A 17,236-nucleotide genomic window follows, 5' to 3' on the forward strand; every position below is an offset into this window, starting at 1 on the left:
GATGAGTGCACCCACGAAGGGCACGGACAAGACCGGGAGCAAGTCCACCGCGAAGCTGGGCGACCGCGAGGCCACCGCGGAGCGCCTGCTGCGCTCGTCGGTGGACAAGTCCTACGAGCCCTCGATCGACATCGACTGGGACGCCCCGCTCGTCGAGGGCAAGTACGGCATCGTCCCGGAACGCTGCTCGCTCTACGGCACCGAGCTCTGGGACGACCTCACCGAGGAGCAGCGGATCACGCTGAGCATCCACGAGTTCTGCAGCGTCGCCCGGATCGGGCTCTGGTTCGAGATGATCCTGATGCAGATGCTGCTGCGCTACGCCTACGACCGCGACCCGCGCCGCGCGCACATCCAGTACGCCCTGGTCGAGATCGCCGACGAGTGCCGGCACTCGATGATGTTCGCCAAGGCCACCGAGCGCTACGACGTCCCGGACTACGCGCCGAAGCGCCGGGTGCACGAGGCGGGCCGGTTCTTCAAGACCGTCGGCACCGGGCCCGCGATGTTCGCCGGCACGCTGTTCGTCGAGGAGATCCTGGATCAGCTCCAGCGCGAGGGGATGCGTGACGAGCGCGTCCAGCCGCTCTCCCGGATGATCAACAAGATCCACGTGACGGAGGAGGCCCGGCACGTCCGCTACGCCCGCGAGGAGCTGCAGCGGATCATGCCGAAGACGAACTGGTGGCAGAAGGGCCTGGCCAACTTCCTCACCGCCCGGATCGCCGCGATCGTCGCGCGCAACCTGATCCACCCCGAGGTCTACCGCAGCGTCGGGATCGACCCGAAGGTCGGCGCGAAGGCCGCCCGCAACAACCCGCACCACCAGGAGATGAAGCGCTGGACGGCGCGCAAGCTGGTGCCGTTCCTGCGCGAGCAGAAGATCATGGGTGGGCCGACCGACGTCATCTGGCGCCGCGCCCACCTGATCTGAGCACGGGAGGCACACGCATGCCACGACGGATCGTCACCCGGGACGGGACCGGGCTGCACGTGCGCGAGTCCGGCCCGCCCGGGGCGCCGGTGACGGTGCTGCTGGCGCACGGCTGGACGCTCGACGAGCGCTGCTGGGCCCCGGTGGCCGACGCGCTGGCGGCCGGGGCAGGTGCCGGCCCGCCCCCGCGGGTGGTGCGCTACGACCACCGCGCGCACGGCCGCTCGGACGACACGCCGGAGCCGTCGATGACGCTCGAACAGCTCGCCGACGACATGGCCGAGGTGATCGCCCAGGTCTGCCCGTCCGGCCCGCTGGTGCTGGCCGGGCACTCGATGGGCGGGATGACGGTGATGACGCTGGCGCAGCGGTACCCGGAGCTGGTCGCCGAGCGGGTCCGCGGCGTCGCACTGGTCGCGACGGCCAGCGGCGGTCTGGGCGGTGCCGCGACGCTCGGCCTGCGCGGGCGCCCCGCGCAGGCGTTCCTGGCCGGGAAGGGCCGGGTGGAGGGCAGCCCCCGCTGGACCGAGCGCCGCGAGCTGACCCGGCACCCGCTGCTGCTGCTCGCCGGCATGCGCGCGCTGCTGCTGGGCCGCAGGCCCGGGATCCGGGCCACCCGGCTGACCTGCGAGGCGGTCGCGGGCTGCCGCCCGACCACGGTCTCCGGGTTCACCCCCACCCTGACCACGCACGAGCGCGACGCCGCACTGGCCGCGTTCGCCGACATGCCGGTCGAGGTGATGATCGGGTCGCGGGACCGGCTGACCCCGTTGCGCCTGACCCACCGGATCCGCGAGCACCTGCCGCGGTCGTCCATGACGATCTTCCCGGACGCCGGTCACATGCTGCCGGTGGAGCGGGTCGGCGGCGTCGCCACCCGGATCGCGGCACTGGCCCGCCAGGCCGCGGCCGCGCCGTCCGCGCAGCCCGCGGACGCCCTGTAGCGGCGCGCCACCGGCGAGGACCGGACGGCCCGGTCGTCGCCGGACTCCCGCGACGACCGGGCCCGCCCGCGGCGTGGCGAACCTGCCCGTTCGGTCAGGCAGGTCGCTCAGGCCGACTGTTCGTCGGCCGGCTGCTGGTCGGTGATCCGGGGGAAGCCCGCGATACCCCGCCACGCCAGCGACGACATCAGGCCGACCGCCTCGTCGCGCGGGACGCGCTGCTCGGAGTCGAGCCAGTACTGGGCACCGACCTGGCTGAGCCCGACCAGCCCGACCGCGAGCAGCCGCGCCCGGTCCCGGTCCAGGCCTGCGTCGTCGGTGACGGCGTCGGCGATCGTGTCGATGCACCGGGCCAGCGCGTTCTCCACCAGGGCCGCGGCCTCGGGGTCCCCGCGCAGGTCGGACTCGAACACCAGCCGGTAGGCCTTGCCCTCGCCGGCCACGAAGTCGAAGTACGCCGCGACCGCGGCGTTCACCCGCGCCCGGTTGTCCGAGGTCTTCTCGATGGCCCCGGAGACCCGCTCGACGAGCTCCTCGGCGTAGGTCGTGAGCAGCGCCTGGTAGAGCTCCAGCTTGCCGGGGAAGTGCTGGTAGAGCACCGGCTTGCTGACGCCGGCGCGCTCGGCGATGTCGTCCATCGCGGCGGCGTGGTAGCCCTGCGCGGCGAACACGTCGCGCGCGGCCAGGAGGAGCTGCGCCCGTCGTGCGCCGCGGGAGAGCCGCGCGCCGCGGGGCGTCGAGGTTCCGGTCATCGGGCCCGCCCTTTCACCTGATGTCACCACGCCGGCTGTCTTCGCACCCTACTCGTCGGTAGGCACGGATTCATAACGTCGCGTGGCCGCGCGTCGCCACCGTCGGCGGGGTCGTCAGCCGACCGTGCTCCGGAAGCGGCGCAGCCGCAGACTGTTGGTCACCACGAAGACCGAGCTGAACGCCATCGCCGCGCCCGCGATCATCGGGTTCAGCAGCCCGGCGGCGGCCAGCGGCAGGGCCGCGACGTTGTAGGCGAACGCCCAGAACAGGTTGCCGCGGATCACGGCCAGGGTGCGGCGGGCGAGCCGGATCGCGTCGACGGCCGCCCTCAGGTCGCCGCGCACCAGCGTCAGGTCGCCGGCCTCGATCGCGACGTCGGTGCCGGTGCCCATGGCCAGACCGAGGTCCGCGGTGGCCAGCGCCGCGGCGTCGTTGACGCCGTCGCCGACCATCGCCACCACCCGCCCCTGTGCCTGCAGTGCCTCCACCGCGGCGACCTTGTCCTCCGGGAGCACCTCGGCGATCACCGTCTCCGGGCCCGGGTCGATCCCGACCTCGGCGGCCACGCTGCGGGCGACGGCGGCGTTGTCGCCGGTCAGTAGCACCGGGGTCAGGCCCAGGTCGCGCAGCGCGCGGACGGCCTCGGCGCTGGTCGGCTTCACGGTGTCGGCCACCTCGAGCACGGCGCGCGCGTGCCCGTCCCAGGCGACGACGACGGCGGTGTGCCCGGCCTCCTCCGCGGCGGTCTGCGCCGCGCGCAGCTCCTCCGGGATCTCGACGTCGTGCTCGGCGAGCAGCGCCGGGCGCCCGACCAGCACCGCGTGCGCGACGACGGTGTCCTCGCGCGCGGCGGTCGGCACCGGCTCGACCGGGTCGGTCACCGGGCCGGCCTCGCGCAGCTCGGAGACGATGCCGGCCACGCCCAGGCCGGGCCGGTTCTCGAACTGGCCGACGCCGGGCAGGTCCCCGCCGGAGCGCTCGCGTGCGGCCGCGGCGATCGCGCGCCCGACCGGGTGCTCGGAGCCGTTCTCGACCGCCCCGGCGATGCGCAGCGCCTCGGTCTCGTCCTGGCCGGGCGCCGGGTGCACCGACACCAGCGAGAGCTCGCCGCGGGTGATCGTCCCGGTCTTGTCCAGCACGACGGTGTCGATCGCCCGGGTGGACTCCAGCACCTCCGGGCCCTTGATCAGGATCCCGAGCTGGGCGCCGCGACCCGTGCCGACCAGCAGCGCGGTCGGTGTGGCCAGGCCCAGCGCGCAGGGACAGGCGATGATCAGGACGGCGACGGCGGCGGTGAACGCCTCGGCGGCCGGCGCGCCGGAACCCAGCCAGAAGCCCAGCGTGCCCGCCGCGAGCACGATCACGATCGGCACGAACACGCCGGAGACCCGGTCGGCCAGCCGCTGCACGGCGGCCTTGCCGTTCTGCGCCTGCTCCACCCGCTGCGCCATCCGGGCCAGGCGGGTGTCCGCGCCGACCCGTGTCGCGCGCACCACCAGCCGACCGCCGGCGTTCACGCAGCCGCCGGTGACCGGCGAGCCCTCGGCGACCTCGACCGGCACCGACTCGCCGGTCAGCATCGACATGTCCAGGGCCGAGGTGCCGGAGACGACGACCCCGTCCCCTGCCACCTTCTCGCCCGGGCGCACCACGAACCGGTCGCCGACGGCCAGCCGGTCGATCGGGATGCGTCGCTCCCGGACCGTGCCGACGCCCGTTCCGCCTGCGCTCCCCTCTGCGCCGATGCTCGTTCCGCCTGCGCTCCTCTCGTCCGCGTCGAGCACCGAGACGTCCTTGGCGCCGAGCTCCATCAGCGCGCGCAGCGCCGCACCGGCCCGGCGCTTCGACCGTGCCTCGGCGTAGCGCCCGAGCAGGATGAACAGGGTGACCCCGGCCGCGACCTCCAGGTAGATCTGCCCGGAGCCGTCGACCGAGGACGCCGTGAGGCTGAACGGGTGCACCATCCCGGGCCTGCCCGCGGTGCCGAGCAGCAGCGCGTAGAGCGACCAGGCGAGCGCGGCCAGGGTCCCCAGCGAGACCAGGGTGTCCATGCTCGCCGAGCCGTGCCGCAGCGTCGTGGCGGCGGCCCGGTGGATCGGCCAGGCGCCCCAGACGACGACCGGCGCGGCCAGCGTCAGGCAGATCCACTGCCAGTAGGTGAACTGCCAGGCCGGGACCATCGACAGGGCGATCACCGGCACGGCCAGCAGCGCGCAGACGACGAGGCGTTGGCGCAGGTCCCGCACGTGGATCTCGGCGCGGTCCGGAACGGCGGGTGCGTCCGGTGAGTCCGGCGAGGGCGGTGGCGCGGGCAGCTCGGCGCGGTAGCCGGCGGCCTGCACGGCCGCGACGAGGTCGTCGGTGCCCAGGTCCTGCGGGTAGTGGACCTCGGCCTTCTCGGTGGCGTAGTTGACGGTGGCGGCCACCCCGTCGAGCTTGTTCAGCTTGCGTTCGACGCGGTTCGCACAGGACGCGCACGTCATGCCGCCGATCAGCAGCTCGACGCGCTGGGTGTCCGGGCGTTCCGGGGTGACCGTAGCCATGATCAACTCCCTGTCGGGGTGCCGACGGTGAACTCGCAGAGGTGCTCGGCGCCGTCATGGGTGAACGTCAGGAACAGCCGGTGGCTTCCGGGCGACGGGACGTCGGCGACGAACGCCACGCCCGGTCCCGAGCGTGCGTCCGGGCCGGAGCCGGTGGTCTCCGGACGCAGCGGGAACCGTGCCAGGTCGCCCTGGCGCACCGCGACCATCCGGCCGAACGCGCCGCCGGTGCCCTCGACCGGGGCCAGGTCGGTGACCGGCGCGCCGTCCTTGCTGACCGTCGCGAACACCCGGGACTCGCCGCCGGCGAGCAGGCCGCCGTCCAGACGGACCTGGTACTCGCCGGTCTGCACCGTGCGCTGCTCTCCGGTGAAGGTGAACGGGCCGAACGGGCCCGGGACGAACAGGTCGGTCCCCAGGTCCAGGGCCGGCCCGCCGGTCGGGGTGAACCCGGCGTAGAGGCGCCAGACCCCGGCGCCGGGGAACTCGACCGGCGCGCGCCACACCCCGTCCGGGCCCTGGGTGGCACGCAGCTGCGTGTAGCCGGCGTCGTCCCGGCGGATCACCGCGGCGTCGATCTGCGCCCCCGGCGCCCCGTCGAACGCCCGGACCGGCGCGCCGTCCGAGCCGGTGATCGTGAACGCGATCTCGGTGGGCTGCTTCCAGTCGAGCACGGTGCCGTCGGCGACGAGCGTGTAGCCGGAGCGGGTGGAGCTCAGGCCCGCCGGCTCGGTCTCCGGGTCGGGCGCGGCCGCCGGCGAACCGCCCGGGGAGGCGTGCGGGGTGCCCGTCCCGTGCCCGGGGCCGACCGCGCGCGAGGCGTCGACCACGGCCGTCGCGGCGCCGGACCCACCGACCACGGGCCCGAGGGTCCCGCCCAGGGCCCAGCCGCCCGCGAACACCAGTGCGAGCGCGGCCGCGAAGCCGCCCACCCGCGCCGTCGTCCTACCGGCCACCGCCGTACCTCCGTCCCGCGCCTGCGTGTCCCGGTGCCGCCCGCCACGGGTGCGGCGCGCGGTCGTCCGGTCCGTCCCGGTCGCGTCGGTTCCCACACCCGGTACAACGCCTCGGCGCCGTACCGGATAGGCCATGACCCGATCGGGCGGTTCACATACTATAGGGGGGTATCCCATCGCGGACCATCCGGGAGGTGAGGGGCCGATCACCCGGACGCCACAGCCGGCCGGTGGGCACGCCATGATGGTCGGATGGCCTTCCGCTCGACACCGGTCGTTCACCGCTCCGCCACCCGCGGCGCCGGGCTCGCCGGGCTGCGCCCCGACCGTGTTGACGGGGCCCGCCCCGACGGGCTCGCCGGGACCCGTCCCGATGACGCCGACCTCGCCGACGAGGCCACGCTCGGCCGGATCGACCCGATGCAGGCGCCCTGGCCCGGACGGACCGTCGTGTCCGGCGGGGTGGCGCTGCACGTGCGGGAGACGCCGGGCACGTCGCCGGACCTGCCGGAGGCCGTCTACGTGCACGGGCTCGCGGGCTCGTCGACGAACTGGACGGACCTGGCCGGGATGCTCGTCCCGCGGGTCGCCGGAACGGCCGTCGACCTGCCGGGGTTCGGGCTCTCCGAGCCGACCGCGTCGCGCGAGTACACCCCGGAGGCGATGGCCGACGCCCTGCTCTGCTGGATCGCCGGACGCGGGCGCCCGGTGCACCTGGTCGGGAACTCCCTCGGCGGGCTGATCTCGATGACGGTCGCCGCCCGCCGTCCGGAGCTGGTGCGCTCGCTGACGCTGGTCTCGCCCGCCATGCCGGACCGCCGACCGGACCCGCGCCGCCTCTCCGACCCCCGGATGGCACTGGCCATGGTGCCGGGCCTGGGCCGGTCGGCGCGCCGCGCGCTGGCCGAGGAGCCGTTGCGCACGCGGGCGGAGAAAGTCGTCCGGCTGTGCTTCGCCGACCCGGCCCGCGGGTCCGCCCGCCGCCTGGACGAGCTGGTCGCCGAGGCCACCCACCGCGCCACGCTGCCGTGGGCGTCCGAGGCCGCGGACGGCGCGACGCGCGGGCTGCTCGGCGTCTGGGCCGGGCGTGAGGCGTGGCTGCGCGCCGCCCGTGTCCGGGTGCCCACGATGGTGATCTGGGGCGAGCAGGACCGCATCGTCACCGCCCGGCTGGCGCGCCGGACCGTCGCCACGCTGCCGGACGCGCGGCTGCTCCTGCTGCCCGGTGTCGGGCACGTCGCGCAGATGGAGGTCCCCGAGCTCGTCGCCCGCGCGATGGCCGGGGCGTGGGACGCCCAGGAGCAGGGCCGCTGGGCCGGCGGCGCGGTGCGGGAAGATTGCGGCTGAGCCCCGCGTTCTGGCAGGGGAGAGCCACCGGGGCCCTGGCCCCGGCGACCGCACACGGATTTCTGCGAGGAGATGAACCATGGCGCTACCGCCGCTGGTGGAGCCGGCCGCCGAGTTGACCAAGGACGAGGTCGGTCGCTACAGCCGTCACCTGATCATCCCGGACGTCGGGATGGACGGGCAGAAGCGGCTCAAGAACGCCAAGGTGCTGGTCGTGGGCGCGGGCGGGCTCGGGTCCCCCGCGCTGCTCTACCTGGCCGCGGCCGGGGTGGGCACGCTGGGCATCGTGGAGTTCGACGTGGTCGACGAGTCGAACCTGCAGCGTCAGATCATCCACGGCCAGTCCGACATCGACCGGCCGAAGGCCGAGTCGGCGCGCGACTCGATCCGCGAGACCAACCCGCACGTCGAGGTCCGCCTGCACAACGAGCGGCTGACCTCGGACAACGTGCTCGACATCTTCCGCGACTACGACCTGATCCTGGACGGCACGGACAACTTCGCCACCCGGTACCTGGTCAACGACGCCGCGGTCCTGCTCGGCAAGCCCTACGTCTGGGGCTCGATCTTCCGCTTCGAGGGCCAGGCGTCGGTGTTCTGGGAGGACGCCCCGAACGGGCTGGGCCTCAACTACCGCGACCTCTACCCGGAGCCGCCGCCGCCCGGGATGGTCCCCTCCTGCGCCGAGGGCGGCGTGCTGGGCGTGCTCTGCGCGTCCATCGGGTCGATCATGGTCAACGAGGCGATCAAGCTGATCACCGGTATCGGCGAGACGCTGCTCGGCCGCCTGATGATCTACGACGCGCTGGAGATGACCTACCGGCAGGTGCGGATCCGCAAGGACCCGGAGACCCCGAAGATCACCGAGCTGATCGACTACGACGCGTTCTGCGGCACCGTCTCCGACGACGCCCAGGCCGCCGCGGCGGGCAGCACGATCACCGCCGCCGAGCTCAAGGCGATGATGGACGCGGGCAAGGACTTCGCGCTGATCGACGTCCGCGAGCAGAACGAGTTCGAGATCGTCAGCATCCCGGGCGCGACGCTGATCCCCAAGGACCGGATCCTGTCCGGCGCGGCGCTCTCGGAGATCCCGCAGGACAAGCCGGTCGTGCTGCACTGCAAGTCCGGCGCCCGCTCGGCCGAGGTGCTGGCCGCTCTGCACAAGGCCGGGTTCAACGACGCCGTGCACGTCGGCGGCGGCGTCCTGTCCTGGGCCAAGACGGTGGATCCCTCGCTGCCCACGTACTGACCCGTACCGACCATCGCTGACGGCCGTCGTCCCCTTCCCGGGGACGGCGGCCGTCGTCGTCGGACTGCGGCATCCGGATCTTCCTCGTCGCCCGCTGTAGATACCGGTTGCGCTGATCGAGTGAAACCGATCCGTTTACCGCCGCAACGCGCCCGTACGGCGAAACGTTGGCACCGGTCGGCGCGACAAGGGTGTGGCGAATCGGTGGCAGTTCCGGCACGCCCGGCGAACCGGGTCGCGCCCGCTCCGCCGTGGATCGTTCAGGCTGGAGGGCCGGGTGGACCAGGGCACGACATCGGTGCGGCAGTGCGCGCTACCGGGCTGTGACGAGCAGATCGAGGTCGTGCCCGGCCGTCCGGAGCGCCGGTACTGCACCGCCGCGCACCGCGCCGCCGCCCGGCACGCCCGGCGTGCCGCCACGCAGGCCGACGGTGACCAGCGGCTGGCCGAGACGTTGCCCTGGCTTCGGGAGCCCGCGCCGGAGCCCGTCGCGGAGCCGCAGAACGCTCCGGCGGTGACGCTGGTGCCCGCGGTCGCGGCACGTCCGGGGTCCGGCGTCCGGCGTGGCCGCCGTCCCGCGCCCGGCGCGCTGTCGGCGCCGCGCAGCCTGCTGCGCCACCGTCGGACCCTCGCGATCATCGGCGCGACCGCCGTGCTGGCCGGCGGTTACGCGATCAGTGCCGGCAGCGCCGTCACCGAGACCACGCCGACGACCGCGCCCCGTGAGCTCTCCGCCGAGGAGTGGGAGGGGCAGGCGCGGGTCGCGCTCACCGCACTGGACGAGCAGCTGGACACGATCAGCCGCACCCAGCAGACCTGGAAGCAGATGCAGGCCGACCCGAGCCGGGCGGTGGCCACACAGCCGGTCCCGGTACGGCGTCTGGAGCAGCGCCGGTCGGTGCTGCAGCAGCAGCGGGCCACGCTGACCTCGCAGCTCGAGGCCTATCGCTCGTTGCAGCGTGCGGGTGACGAGCTCTCGCTCGCCGACCAGCAGCTCGCCCAGCTCGACCAGGTCGTGGCCGAGCTGCCGCCGCCGGGGCGGCGCAGCGCCGACCAGGCGGCCGCGATCGCGGCGCTCGACGAGCAGCGGGACATGCGGGCCCGCCAGCGCGAGGCCAAGCAGGACGAGCTGCGCACGCTCGACGACGGTCTCGCGCAGGCCCGCCGCTCGGCCCTGCCGGGTGCGCCGGAGGAGACCGAGAAGGTGTCCGGCGACGTGCTCGCGCTGGCCCGCGGGGAGAAGCCCAGCTCGCCCGAGCCGACGTCGGCCCCGAGCCGGCCCGAGGTGCTCGCCGGTGGCCGGGACCCCAGCGGCGACCGGGAGACGGGCCGGGTCACGACGAGCGGTCCGCCCGACCCGCGCGGCCCGCGCGACGAGACCGCGCCGCGCAGCGACGAGAACGCGGCCGGTGCCGGCGCGGAGAACCCGGCCCGGGGCGGCCCGGGTGAGGGTGGCGGTGGCGGGGCCGCCCCGACCGCACCGACCGCGCCGAAGGCCGACGCGGGTGGCGGAGGTGGTCCCTCCGGTGACCGGGCCGGGGACGGGAAGAAATCCGGGCCGGCCGAGGTGCTCGGCGGCGCGGTCCAGGGCGCGTCGGACGGGGTCAAGAAGCTCACCGGCGGGGACCGGAACGCAGATCCGAAGCCCGGCAAGGCGGGCGACAAGGGCGACGGCAAGCCCCCGGCGGCGCCCGGAGCGAAGCCGGACGACGGCGGGGGCACCGTCACGCCCGCCGATACCGGCGGGTCGAAGGGCGTGGTCGGGCAGGCGGCCGGTGTCGTCGGCGGAGCCGTCGACGGCCTGACCGGCAAGGGTGGCGACGACAAGGGCGACAAGGGCGGCCGCGCGACGGGCGACGGGGAGAAGTCCGCGGGCTCCGGAGCGAAGGAGAAGGCCGAGGCGCCCGCGGGAGGCGACGGCAACAAGGACGAGGCCGGCAAGGGGAACGACGACAAGCCGAAGGACCGGGCCCGCGGTGGCGGGGACTCCGGCGGTGGGCTCCTGAAGGACGCACCGATCATCGGTGAGGACGGCGGCGCGGACCGTTCCGGCGAGAAGGACCGCCCGGCGGAGAAGTCGACTCCGAAGGAGAGGTCCGCCCCGTCGGAGAACTCGGCCCCGAAGGAGAACTCGGCCCCGAAGGAGAAGTCGGCCCCGTCGGAGGAGTCGGCCCCGAAGGAGAAGTCGGCGCCGGACGAGGGGTCGGCGCCGATCGCACCGAGGAAGATCGTCGGGCCGGAGAGTGGCGGTACCGCTCCGGCGACGTCGGGTGGCGCGGGCATGGCCAGCGCGGTCGCCGGCCCGTACCTCGAGTCGGCGATCGGCGCGGAGGCCGCACGTCCGGTGCTGCAGGAGGCGGATCGCCAGATCGCCGAGGAGATGGCGAACCGGTCGGCCGAGGGCGGTTCCGGCTCGAGTGGTGGGGGCGGCTCGTCGGCGTCGTCCGGATCGGGCGGCTCCGCATCGGGCGGCTCCGGCTCCGGCAGCGGCTCGGACGAGTCCGGTGACTCCTCCGGATCCGGCGGGACCTCGTCCGAGGCGGGATCCGGCGGTGAGTCGGGCGGTGAGTCCGGCGAGGAGTCCAGCGGTGGGTCCGGCGGGGAGTCGGGCGAGAGCGGGTCGTCGGGCGCGTAGGCGGGCGGCACCGGGGTGTCCGGCCCGTAGGCGGGCGGTGACGCCCGATCCGGTACGGCGGTGGGAGGAGATCGCGGATCGTCCCGCGTGGCACATGTGCGCGCGGGACGGGCCCGGGTACGGTCCGGCCCGTGACAGCAGTCCGCCCGCTCGCGCCCGCTCCGTCCACGAGCGCCCTGCCCGAGCACGTCCGCGTCGCCTTCGGGGTGCGTGAGGCCGTCCCGCGGCCCGTCGTATGGGCAGGCCAACGCGCCTGGCACTGCGGCGACGTCCTGCTGCGCCCGGTCTCGGACAACGTCGTGGCCGCCTGGTCGGCCACGGTGCTGGAGAACCTCGAGGTCGACGGCGTCCGGCTGGCGCGGCCCGTGCGGTCCAGCGACGGACGCTGGGTGGTCGGTGGCTGGGCCGCGTCCCGGCACCTGTCGGGCACGTCCGAACCGCGCCACGACGACGTCGTCGCCGCGTCCCTGCGCCTGCACGCCGCCACCTCGACGGTGCTGCGGCCGCGACTGCTCGACGACCGCGACGACCTGCTGTCCCGCTCGGCCTCGGCGGCCTTCGGTGAGTCCCGCCTCGACCTCGACCCGCTGACCGGCGGGGAGCTGTTCGCCGACCTCGCCGCGCACCGGCGCCCGATCCGGCTCACCCCGCAGGTGGTGCACGGGGAGCTGTTCGGCGCGATGCTGTTCGACCGCGCCGGCGTGCCCGCGGTGCTCGACCTGGTGCCGTTCTGGCGCCCGGCCGAGTGGGCGGCGGCCGTCGTCGTCGTCGACGCGATCGCGTGGGGCGGCGCCGACGACGCGCTGATGGACCGCTGGTCCGAGCTGCCCGAGTGGCCGCAGGCGCTGCTGCGCGCGGTGCTGCACCGGCTCGCCCTGCACGCCCAGCACCCGGAGGCCACGGCGGCGTCGCTGGGCGGCCTCGAGCGCGTCGCCGGCCTGGTCAGCACCCGGCTGTAGCACCCGGCTGTAGCGCCCGGCCGTGGGCACAGGCCCCCTCCGGCGGGCGCCCGCGCATCTCACACCCGTGTGATCGGCATGTGAGAGAGGATTTTCCGCGACGTCACGCGGGGCCACATCCGGGCAACCGGAACTTCCTACGGTTCGGCGTACCTGATAGTCGCCGGCGTGGGGAGTTCTTCTGTGACCGCAATGATCCCGGAATCCGAGAGCCGCCGTCCCGGCGGCCGCTGGATCGAGCACTGGGAGCCCGAGGACCCCGGCTTCTGGGAGCGCACCGGCAGGAAGGTCGCGAGCCGCAATCTCTGGCAGTCGATCTTCTCCGAGCACATCGGGTTCTCGATCTGGACGCTGTGGTCGGTGCTGGTCCTGTTCATGGGCCAGGACTACGGGTTCGACGCGGCGCAGAAGTTCTTCCTGGTCGCCATCCCGACGCTGGTCGGCGCCGTGCTGCGGCTGCCCTACACGTTCGCGGTGGCCCGGTTCGGCGGCCGGAACTGGACCATCGTCAGTGCCTCGCTGCTGCTGGCCCCCACGGTCCTCGCGCTGATCGTGATGGAGCCGGGGGTCTCGTACACGACGTTGATGGTCGTCGCGGCGGTCGCGGGCGTCGGCGGCGGCAACTTCGCCTCGTCGATGACGAACATCAACACGTTCTTCCCGGAGAGGCAGAAGGGCTGGGCGCTCGGGCTCAACGCGGGCGGCGGCAACCTCGGGGTCCCGGTGGTGCAGCTGATCGGGCTGCTGGTCATCGCGACCGCGGGTGCGGGCTCGCCGCGTCTGCTGATCGCGATCTACATACCGTTCATCGTGGTCTCGGCCGTGCTGGCCTGGGTGCGGATGGACAACATCGCGGCCGTGCGCAACGACACCGGCGCGTTCGTCGAGGCCTGTCGGGACCGCCAGACCTGGATCATGTCGTTCCTCTACATCGGGACGTTCGGCTCGTTCATCGGCTACTCGTTCGCGTTCGGGCTGGTGCTGCAGAACCAGTTCGGGCGCACCCCGCTGCAGGCCGCGGCCGTGACGTTCATCGGCCCGCTGATCGGCTCCCTGATCCGCCCGCTGGGCGGGCGGATGGCCGACCGGTTCGGCGGGGCCAGGGTCACGCTGTGGAACTTCGCGGCGATGGCCGTCGCCACGGGCATCATCATCGCGGCGTCCGGCGCGGACTCGCTGCTGGTGTTCACGGTCGGTTTCGTGCTGCTGTTCACGCTCACCGGGATCGGCAACGGGTCGACCTACAAGATGATCCCGGCCATCTTCACCAGCCGGGCCAGGGCGAACGTGGCGAACGGCGGTGACGCCGCGGCCGAGACGGCGACGGCGCGCCGGGTCTCCGGTGCCGTGATCGGCATCGTCGGCGCGGTGGGCGCGCTCGGCGGGCTGTTCATCAACCTCGCGTTCCGCGCGTCCTTCCTGTCCGCGGGGACCGGCGCCCCGGCGTTCTGGGCCTTCCTGGCCTTCTATGTGATCTGCCTCGTCGTCACCTGGGCGGTCTACCTGCGGCCCGTGCCGGTCGGCGCGGACCGGGCGGACGTGGCGTTCGCCCGCGTCTGACGGCGCGGTCGGTCCGACCACGGTCGTGCGCGGCCACCCCCGGATGTGGGTGCTGTCACAGGGCGGCGCAGTTCCGCATCTGCGGGTCGAGGAGGACGGTCGTTGCGGATCTACCGGTAAGGCGGACCTCAGATCTGCAGGTCGTGGCACACCTCTACGGACGCGTGCCGTCAACCGGATGATCCTGCTTCCTGCGCGTTTCTCGTATCCGTCCCTTCTGGACGTCGTTGGCCGGTCCAAGTACTCCCGGCCAGGGTCGCGCTCCCCCTCGAGGCCCGGCGGGAGGCCGTTCCGAGAGGACAACGATGCCCGCTCACCGTGCACCCGCCACCGCGCTGCGCCCCCGTCCGCCCGAGGGCGAGGGTGGCGTCAGCCGCCGCCGCTTCCTCGGCTACCTGATCGCCGCGCCCACGCTCGTGGTGGCCGCGGAGATGGGCCGCCAGACCGTCTTCGGCGCCCCGGAGGCGTCCGCGGCGCCGATCCCGTCGGTCCAGACGACCGAGCTCTACGACCTGAGCGACGCGATCCGGGACGCGGCCCGCCCGACCGCGAACCTGATCAAGATCGAGGTGAACCGCGACGGCACCGTGTCGTTCGCGATGCCGCGCTCGGACAACGGGCAGGGGATCATCACCTCGACCCAGATGATCATCGCCGAGGAGATGGACCTGGAGCTCGACCAGGTCGTCGTGACGCTGGCCGACGCCCGCCCGGAGCTGGTGTTCAACCAGCTCACCGGCGGCTCGAGCGCGATGTTCACGCTGTACACCCCGGTCCGGGTGGCGGCCGCGCTGGCCAGGGGCCGCCTGCTCGACGCGGCGGCCGCCGCGTTCGACCAGGACGCGGGGACGCTGAGCTCGCGGGCCGGTGTGATCACCAGCCTGACCGGCGGGACGCTGGGCATCGGCGAGCTCGCGGAGAAGGCCGCCGTGCAGACGACCGAGCAGGTCGAGGTCGTGCTCAAGCCGCGCGAGGAGTTCCGGATCCTCGGGAAGCCGCAGACCAAGACCGACGCCCGGGCGATCGTCACCGGTAAGAAGCAGTTCGCCACCGACCTGCAGATCCCGGACGCGCTTCCGTCCGTGGTCTGCCGCGCCCCCGACCTCAACGGCGCCCCGATCGCCATCGACAACGTCGACGAGATCCGCTCGATGCCCGGCGTCACCGACGTCGAGATCATCGCGACCGGCGTCGCGGTGCGGGCGGTGACCTTCGGGCACTGCATCGACGCCGTCCGCGCGATGACGGTGCAGTGGGAGCCGGGCACGGTCGCCGGTCAGGACGACGAGTCGGTGCTGGCCGATCTCCGGAAGGCCGAGCTCCCGCTGGCGGTGCCGCCGGCCGGGGGCAGCACGGTCGAGGGCGACTTCACGTTCTACTTCAAGTCCAACAGCTCGCTGGAGACCAACTGCGCGATCGCCGACGTCCGGTCGGACTCGGCCGAGATGTGGTTCCCGACCAAGACCCCGATCACCGCCCAGGACCAGATCGCGGACCTGCTCGGCCTGCCGACCAACGCGGTCACCGTGCACGTGACCGAGGGCGGCGGCTCGTTCGGGCGCAAGCTGTTCCTGGACGCCGCGCTGGAGGCGGCCGAGTTCTCGCAGAAGATCGGCAAGCCGGTCAAGCTGATGTGGACCCGCGCCGACGACTCCCGCCAGGGCCGCGTGCACCCGATGGCCACGTCCCGGGTCCGCGCCTCGGTCACCGCCGACTCGGTGCTCAGCTTCGAGCTGCGCCACACCAGCGTCTCGATGGACGTCAGCCACGGGTTCGGCGACGCGCTGACCGTGGCGGCGTCCCGGCTGCCGTCGGGCAACCTCGCCGTGGCCGAGGTGATCTGGGAGCTGAGCCAGACGGTCCCGTACAACTTCGGTGTCTCGACCCGGCTGCTCAACGAGGTCGACATGCGCTTCAACACCGCCCCCATGCGCAACGTCTACTCGCCGGACTCCACGGTCGCCCGGGAGCTGATGGTCGACCAGATCGCGGCGAAGATGGGCCGCGACCCCTACGAGTTCCGCCGGGAGTTCCTCAAGCACGACCGCCAGCGCGCGGTGCTGGACAAGGTCGCCGAGGAGGGGAACTGGGGCCGGACGATGGAGGAGGGCACGGCCCAGGGCATCTCCTTCCAGACCGAGTACAAGTCGGTGATCGCGACGCTGGTGGAGATCGACTGCCGTCCGGAGACGGTGAACCGGTCGGTCCGGGAGGGCCTGACCGGGCCGCGCGTGACCAAGGTGACCACGGCCGTCGACGTCGGAGTCGTGATCAACCCGCGCGGGATCGAGGCCCAGATCCTGGGCGCGATCAACGACGCGCTGGCGATGACGCTGACCGGCAGCATGAGCCTGGTCGACGGGCACTTCGTCGAGGCCAGCTGGGACAACTACTTCTACACCCGGCAGTGGAACACCCCGCCGGAGGTGAACTTCCACCTCGTGGAGTCCGACGCCCCGGAGCCCGGCGGCGTCGGCGAGCTCGGTGTCGGCGGGTCGACCGGCGCGATCGCGTGCGCCTACGCGCGGGCGACCGGGAAGGTCCCGGAGTACTTCCCGATCATGCACAAGGAGCCGCGGCCGTTCGAGCCGTACCCGACGGTGCCGCCGATCCCGCCGTCGCCCACCAACGGCCTCGACACCACGTTCTGAGGAGCCCGACATGCCTACACAGACCTTCAAGCTCAACGGTGAGCAGGTCACCGTCGACACCGAGGACGACGTGCGCCTGCTCTGGGTGATTCGCGACCTGCTCGGGTTCACCGGGCCGAAGTACGGCTGCGGGATCAACGTGTGCAAGGCCTGCACCAGCCACATCAACGGCAAGGCCTTCAACCCGTGCTCGGTCCGCGTGGCTGACGTCGCCGACTCCGACGAGGTCACCACGATCGAGGGGCTGGCCGACGGGGAGGACCTGCACCCGATGCAGCAGGCCTGGATCGACTACGACGTCGCGCAGTGCGGCTACTGCCAGCCCGGCCAGATCATGGCCGCGGTGGCCAAGGTCCGGCAGTGCGTGACCGAGGGGCGCGAGGTCGACGACACCGCCATCGAGGAGCTGCGCAACATCTGCCGTTGCGGGACCTACCAGCGGATCCGCGAGGCGATCAAGGCCGGTGCCGAGAACATGTGATGCCGGGCACTATCGTCGCAGCACACCCGCCCCCGACGGGTGTGCTGCGACGCGCACGCTCCCGAACCAAAGGCGGTTCCGATGAGCAAGTCAGTGACGGACGCGGGTCTCGACCCGCTTCCCGCACTCCGTGCGGCGCTGCGGGCGGTGCAGACCGACTCCGGGTTGCCGATCGCGTTCGGGGCCTTCGTCGACAACGGGGCCACCGCCGTGCTCAGCGA

General features: G+C 73.4%; 12 protein-coding genes. 9 read left to right on the forward strand and 3 right to left on the reverse strand.

Going from position 1 to position 17,236, the window contains the following annotated elements; genetic code table 11:
* Nucleotide 1 precedes the first annotated feature (1 nt).
* Both I4I78_RS04755 and I4I78_RS04760 read left to right on the forward strand, forming a co-directional pair.
* Nucleotides 2–934, forward strand: a complete 933-nt coding sequence (locus I4I78_RS04755) for a diiron oxygenase (RefSeq protein WP_218609945.1) — start codon at nt 2–4, stop codon at nt 932–934.
* 17 nt (nt 935–951) lie between these two features.
* A complete protein-coding gene (locus tag I4I78_RS04760) occupies nt 952–1,878 on the forward strand; it encodes an alpha/beta fold hydrolase (protein WP_218609946.1) in 927 nt (308 codons plus the stop codon).
* Nucleotides 1,879–1,985: 107 nt separating this feature from the next.
* Here I4I78_RS04760 and I4I78_RS04765 read toward each other — a convergent pair whose 3' ends face one another.
* From I4I78_RS04765 to I4I78_RS04775, 3 genes are all read right to left on the reverse strand, one after another.
* Complete coding sequence (locus I4I78_RS04765; RefSeq protein WP_218609947.1) at nt 1,986–2,630, reverse strand: TetR/AcrR family transcriptional regulator; 645 nt, start codon at nt 2,628–2,630, stop codon at nt 1,986–1,988.
* 114 nt (nt 2,631–2,744) lie between these two features.
* Nucleotides 2,745–5,174, reverse strand: a complete 2,430-nt coding sequence (locus I4I78_RS04770) for a cation-translocating P-type ATPase (RefSeq protein WP_218609948.1) — start codon at nt 5,172–5,174, stop codon at nt 2,745–2,747.
* Between the two features lie 2 nt (nt 5,175–5,176).
* Complete coding sequence (locus I4I78_RS04775) at nt 5,177–6,130, reverse strand: hypothetical protein (protein ID WP_218609949.1); 954 nt, start codon at nt 6,128–6,130, stop codon at nt 5,177–5,179.
* A gap of 252 nt (nt 6,131–6,382) precedes the next feature.
* Here I4I78_RS04775 and I4I78_RS04780 point away from each other — a divergent pair, with 252 nt between their 5' ends.
* The 7 genes from I4I78_RS04780 to I4I78_RS04810 all read left to right on the forward strand — a co-directional run bounded on the left by I4I78_RS04780 (nt 6,383) and on the right by I4I78_RS04810 (nt 17,015).
* Nucleotides 6,383–7,477 (forward strand): alpha/beta fold hydrolase, encoded by a 1,095-nt coding sequence (locus I4I78_RS04780; RefSeq protein ID WP_226379105.1) that lies wholly within the window; start codon nt 6,383–6,385, stop codon nt 7,475–7,477.
* 79 nt (nt 7,478–7,556) lie between these two features.
* Complete coding sequence (gene moeZ, locus I4I78_RS04785; RefSeq protein ID WP_218609950.1) at nt 7,557–8,729, forward strand: adenylyltransferase/sulfurtransferase MoeZ; 1,173 nt, start codon at nt 7,557–7,559, stop codon at nt 8,727–8,729.
* Nucleotides 8,730–9,006: 277 nt separating this feature from the next.
* Nucleotides 9,007–11,364, forward strand: a complete 2,358-nt coding sequence (locus tag I4I78_RS04790) for a hypothetical protein (protein WP_218609951.1) — start codon at nt 9,007–9,009, stop codon at nt 11,362–11,364.
* Between the two features lie 131 nt (nt 11,365–11,495).
* Nucleotides 11,496–12,323 carry a TIGR02569 family protein gene (locus tag I4I78_RS04795; protein ID WP_218609952.1) on the forward strand — a complete coding sequence of 276 codons (828 nt, stop codon included), beginning with the start codon at nt 11,496–11,498 and terminating at the stop codon, nt 12,321–12,323.
* A gap of 192 nt (nt 12,324–12,515) precedes the next feature.
* Nucleotides 12,516–13,883 (forward strand): NarK/NasA family nitrate transporter, encoded by a 1,368-nt coding sequence (locus tag I4I78_RS04800; RefSeq protein WP_218609962.1) that lies wholly within the window; start codon nt 12,516–12,518, stop codon nt 13,881–13,883.
* Nucleotides 13,884–14,188: 305 nt separating this feature from the next.
* Nucleotides 14,189–16,534, forward strand: a complete 2,346-nt coding sequence (locus tag I4I78_RS04805) for a molybdopterin cofactor-binding domain-containing protein (RefSeq protein WP_218609953.1) — start codon at nt 14,189–14,191, stop codon at nt 16,532–16,534.
* 10 nt (nt 16,535–16,544) lie between these two features.
* Complete coding sequence (locus I4I78_RS04810; RefSeq protein ID WP_218609954.1) at nt 16,545–17,015, forward strand: (2Fe-2S)-binding protein; 471 nt, start codon at nt 16,545–16,547, stop codon at nt 17,013–17,015.
* Nucleotides 17,016–17,236: the final 221 nt, after the last annotated feature.

This window comes from Pseudonocardia sp. KRD291 (assembly GCF_019263595.1).
In the GTDB taxonomy this organism is placed as follows: Bacteria; Actinomycetota; Actinomycetes; order Mycobacteriales; family Pseudonocardiaceae; genus Pseudonocardia.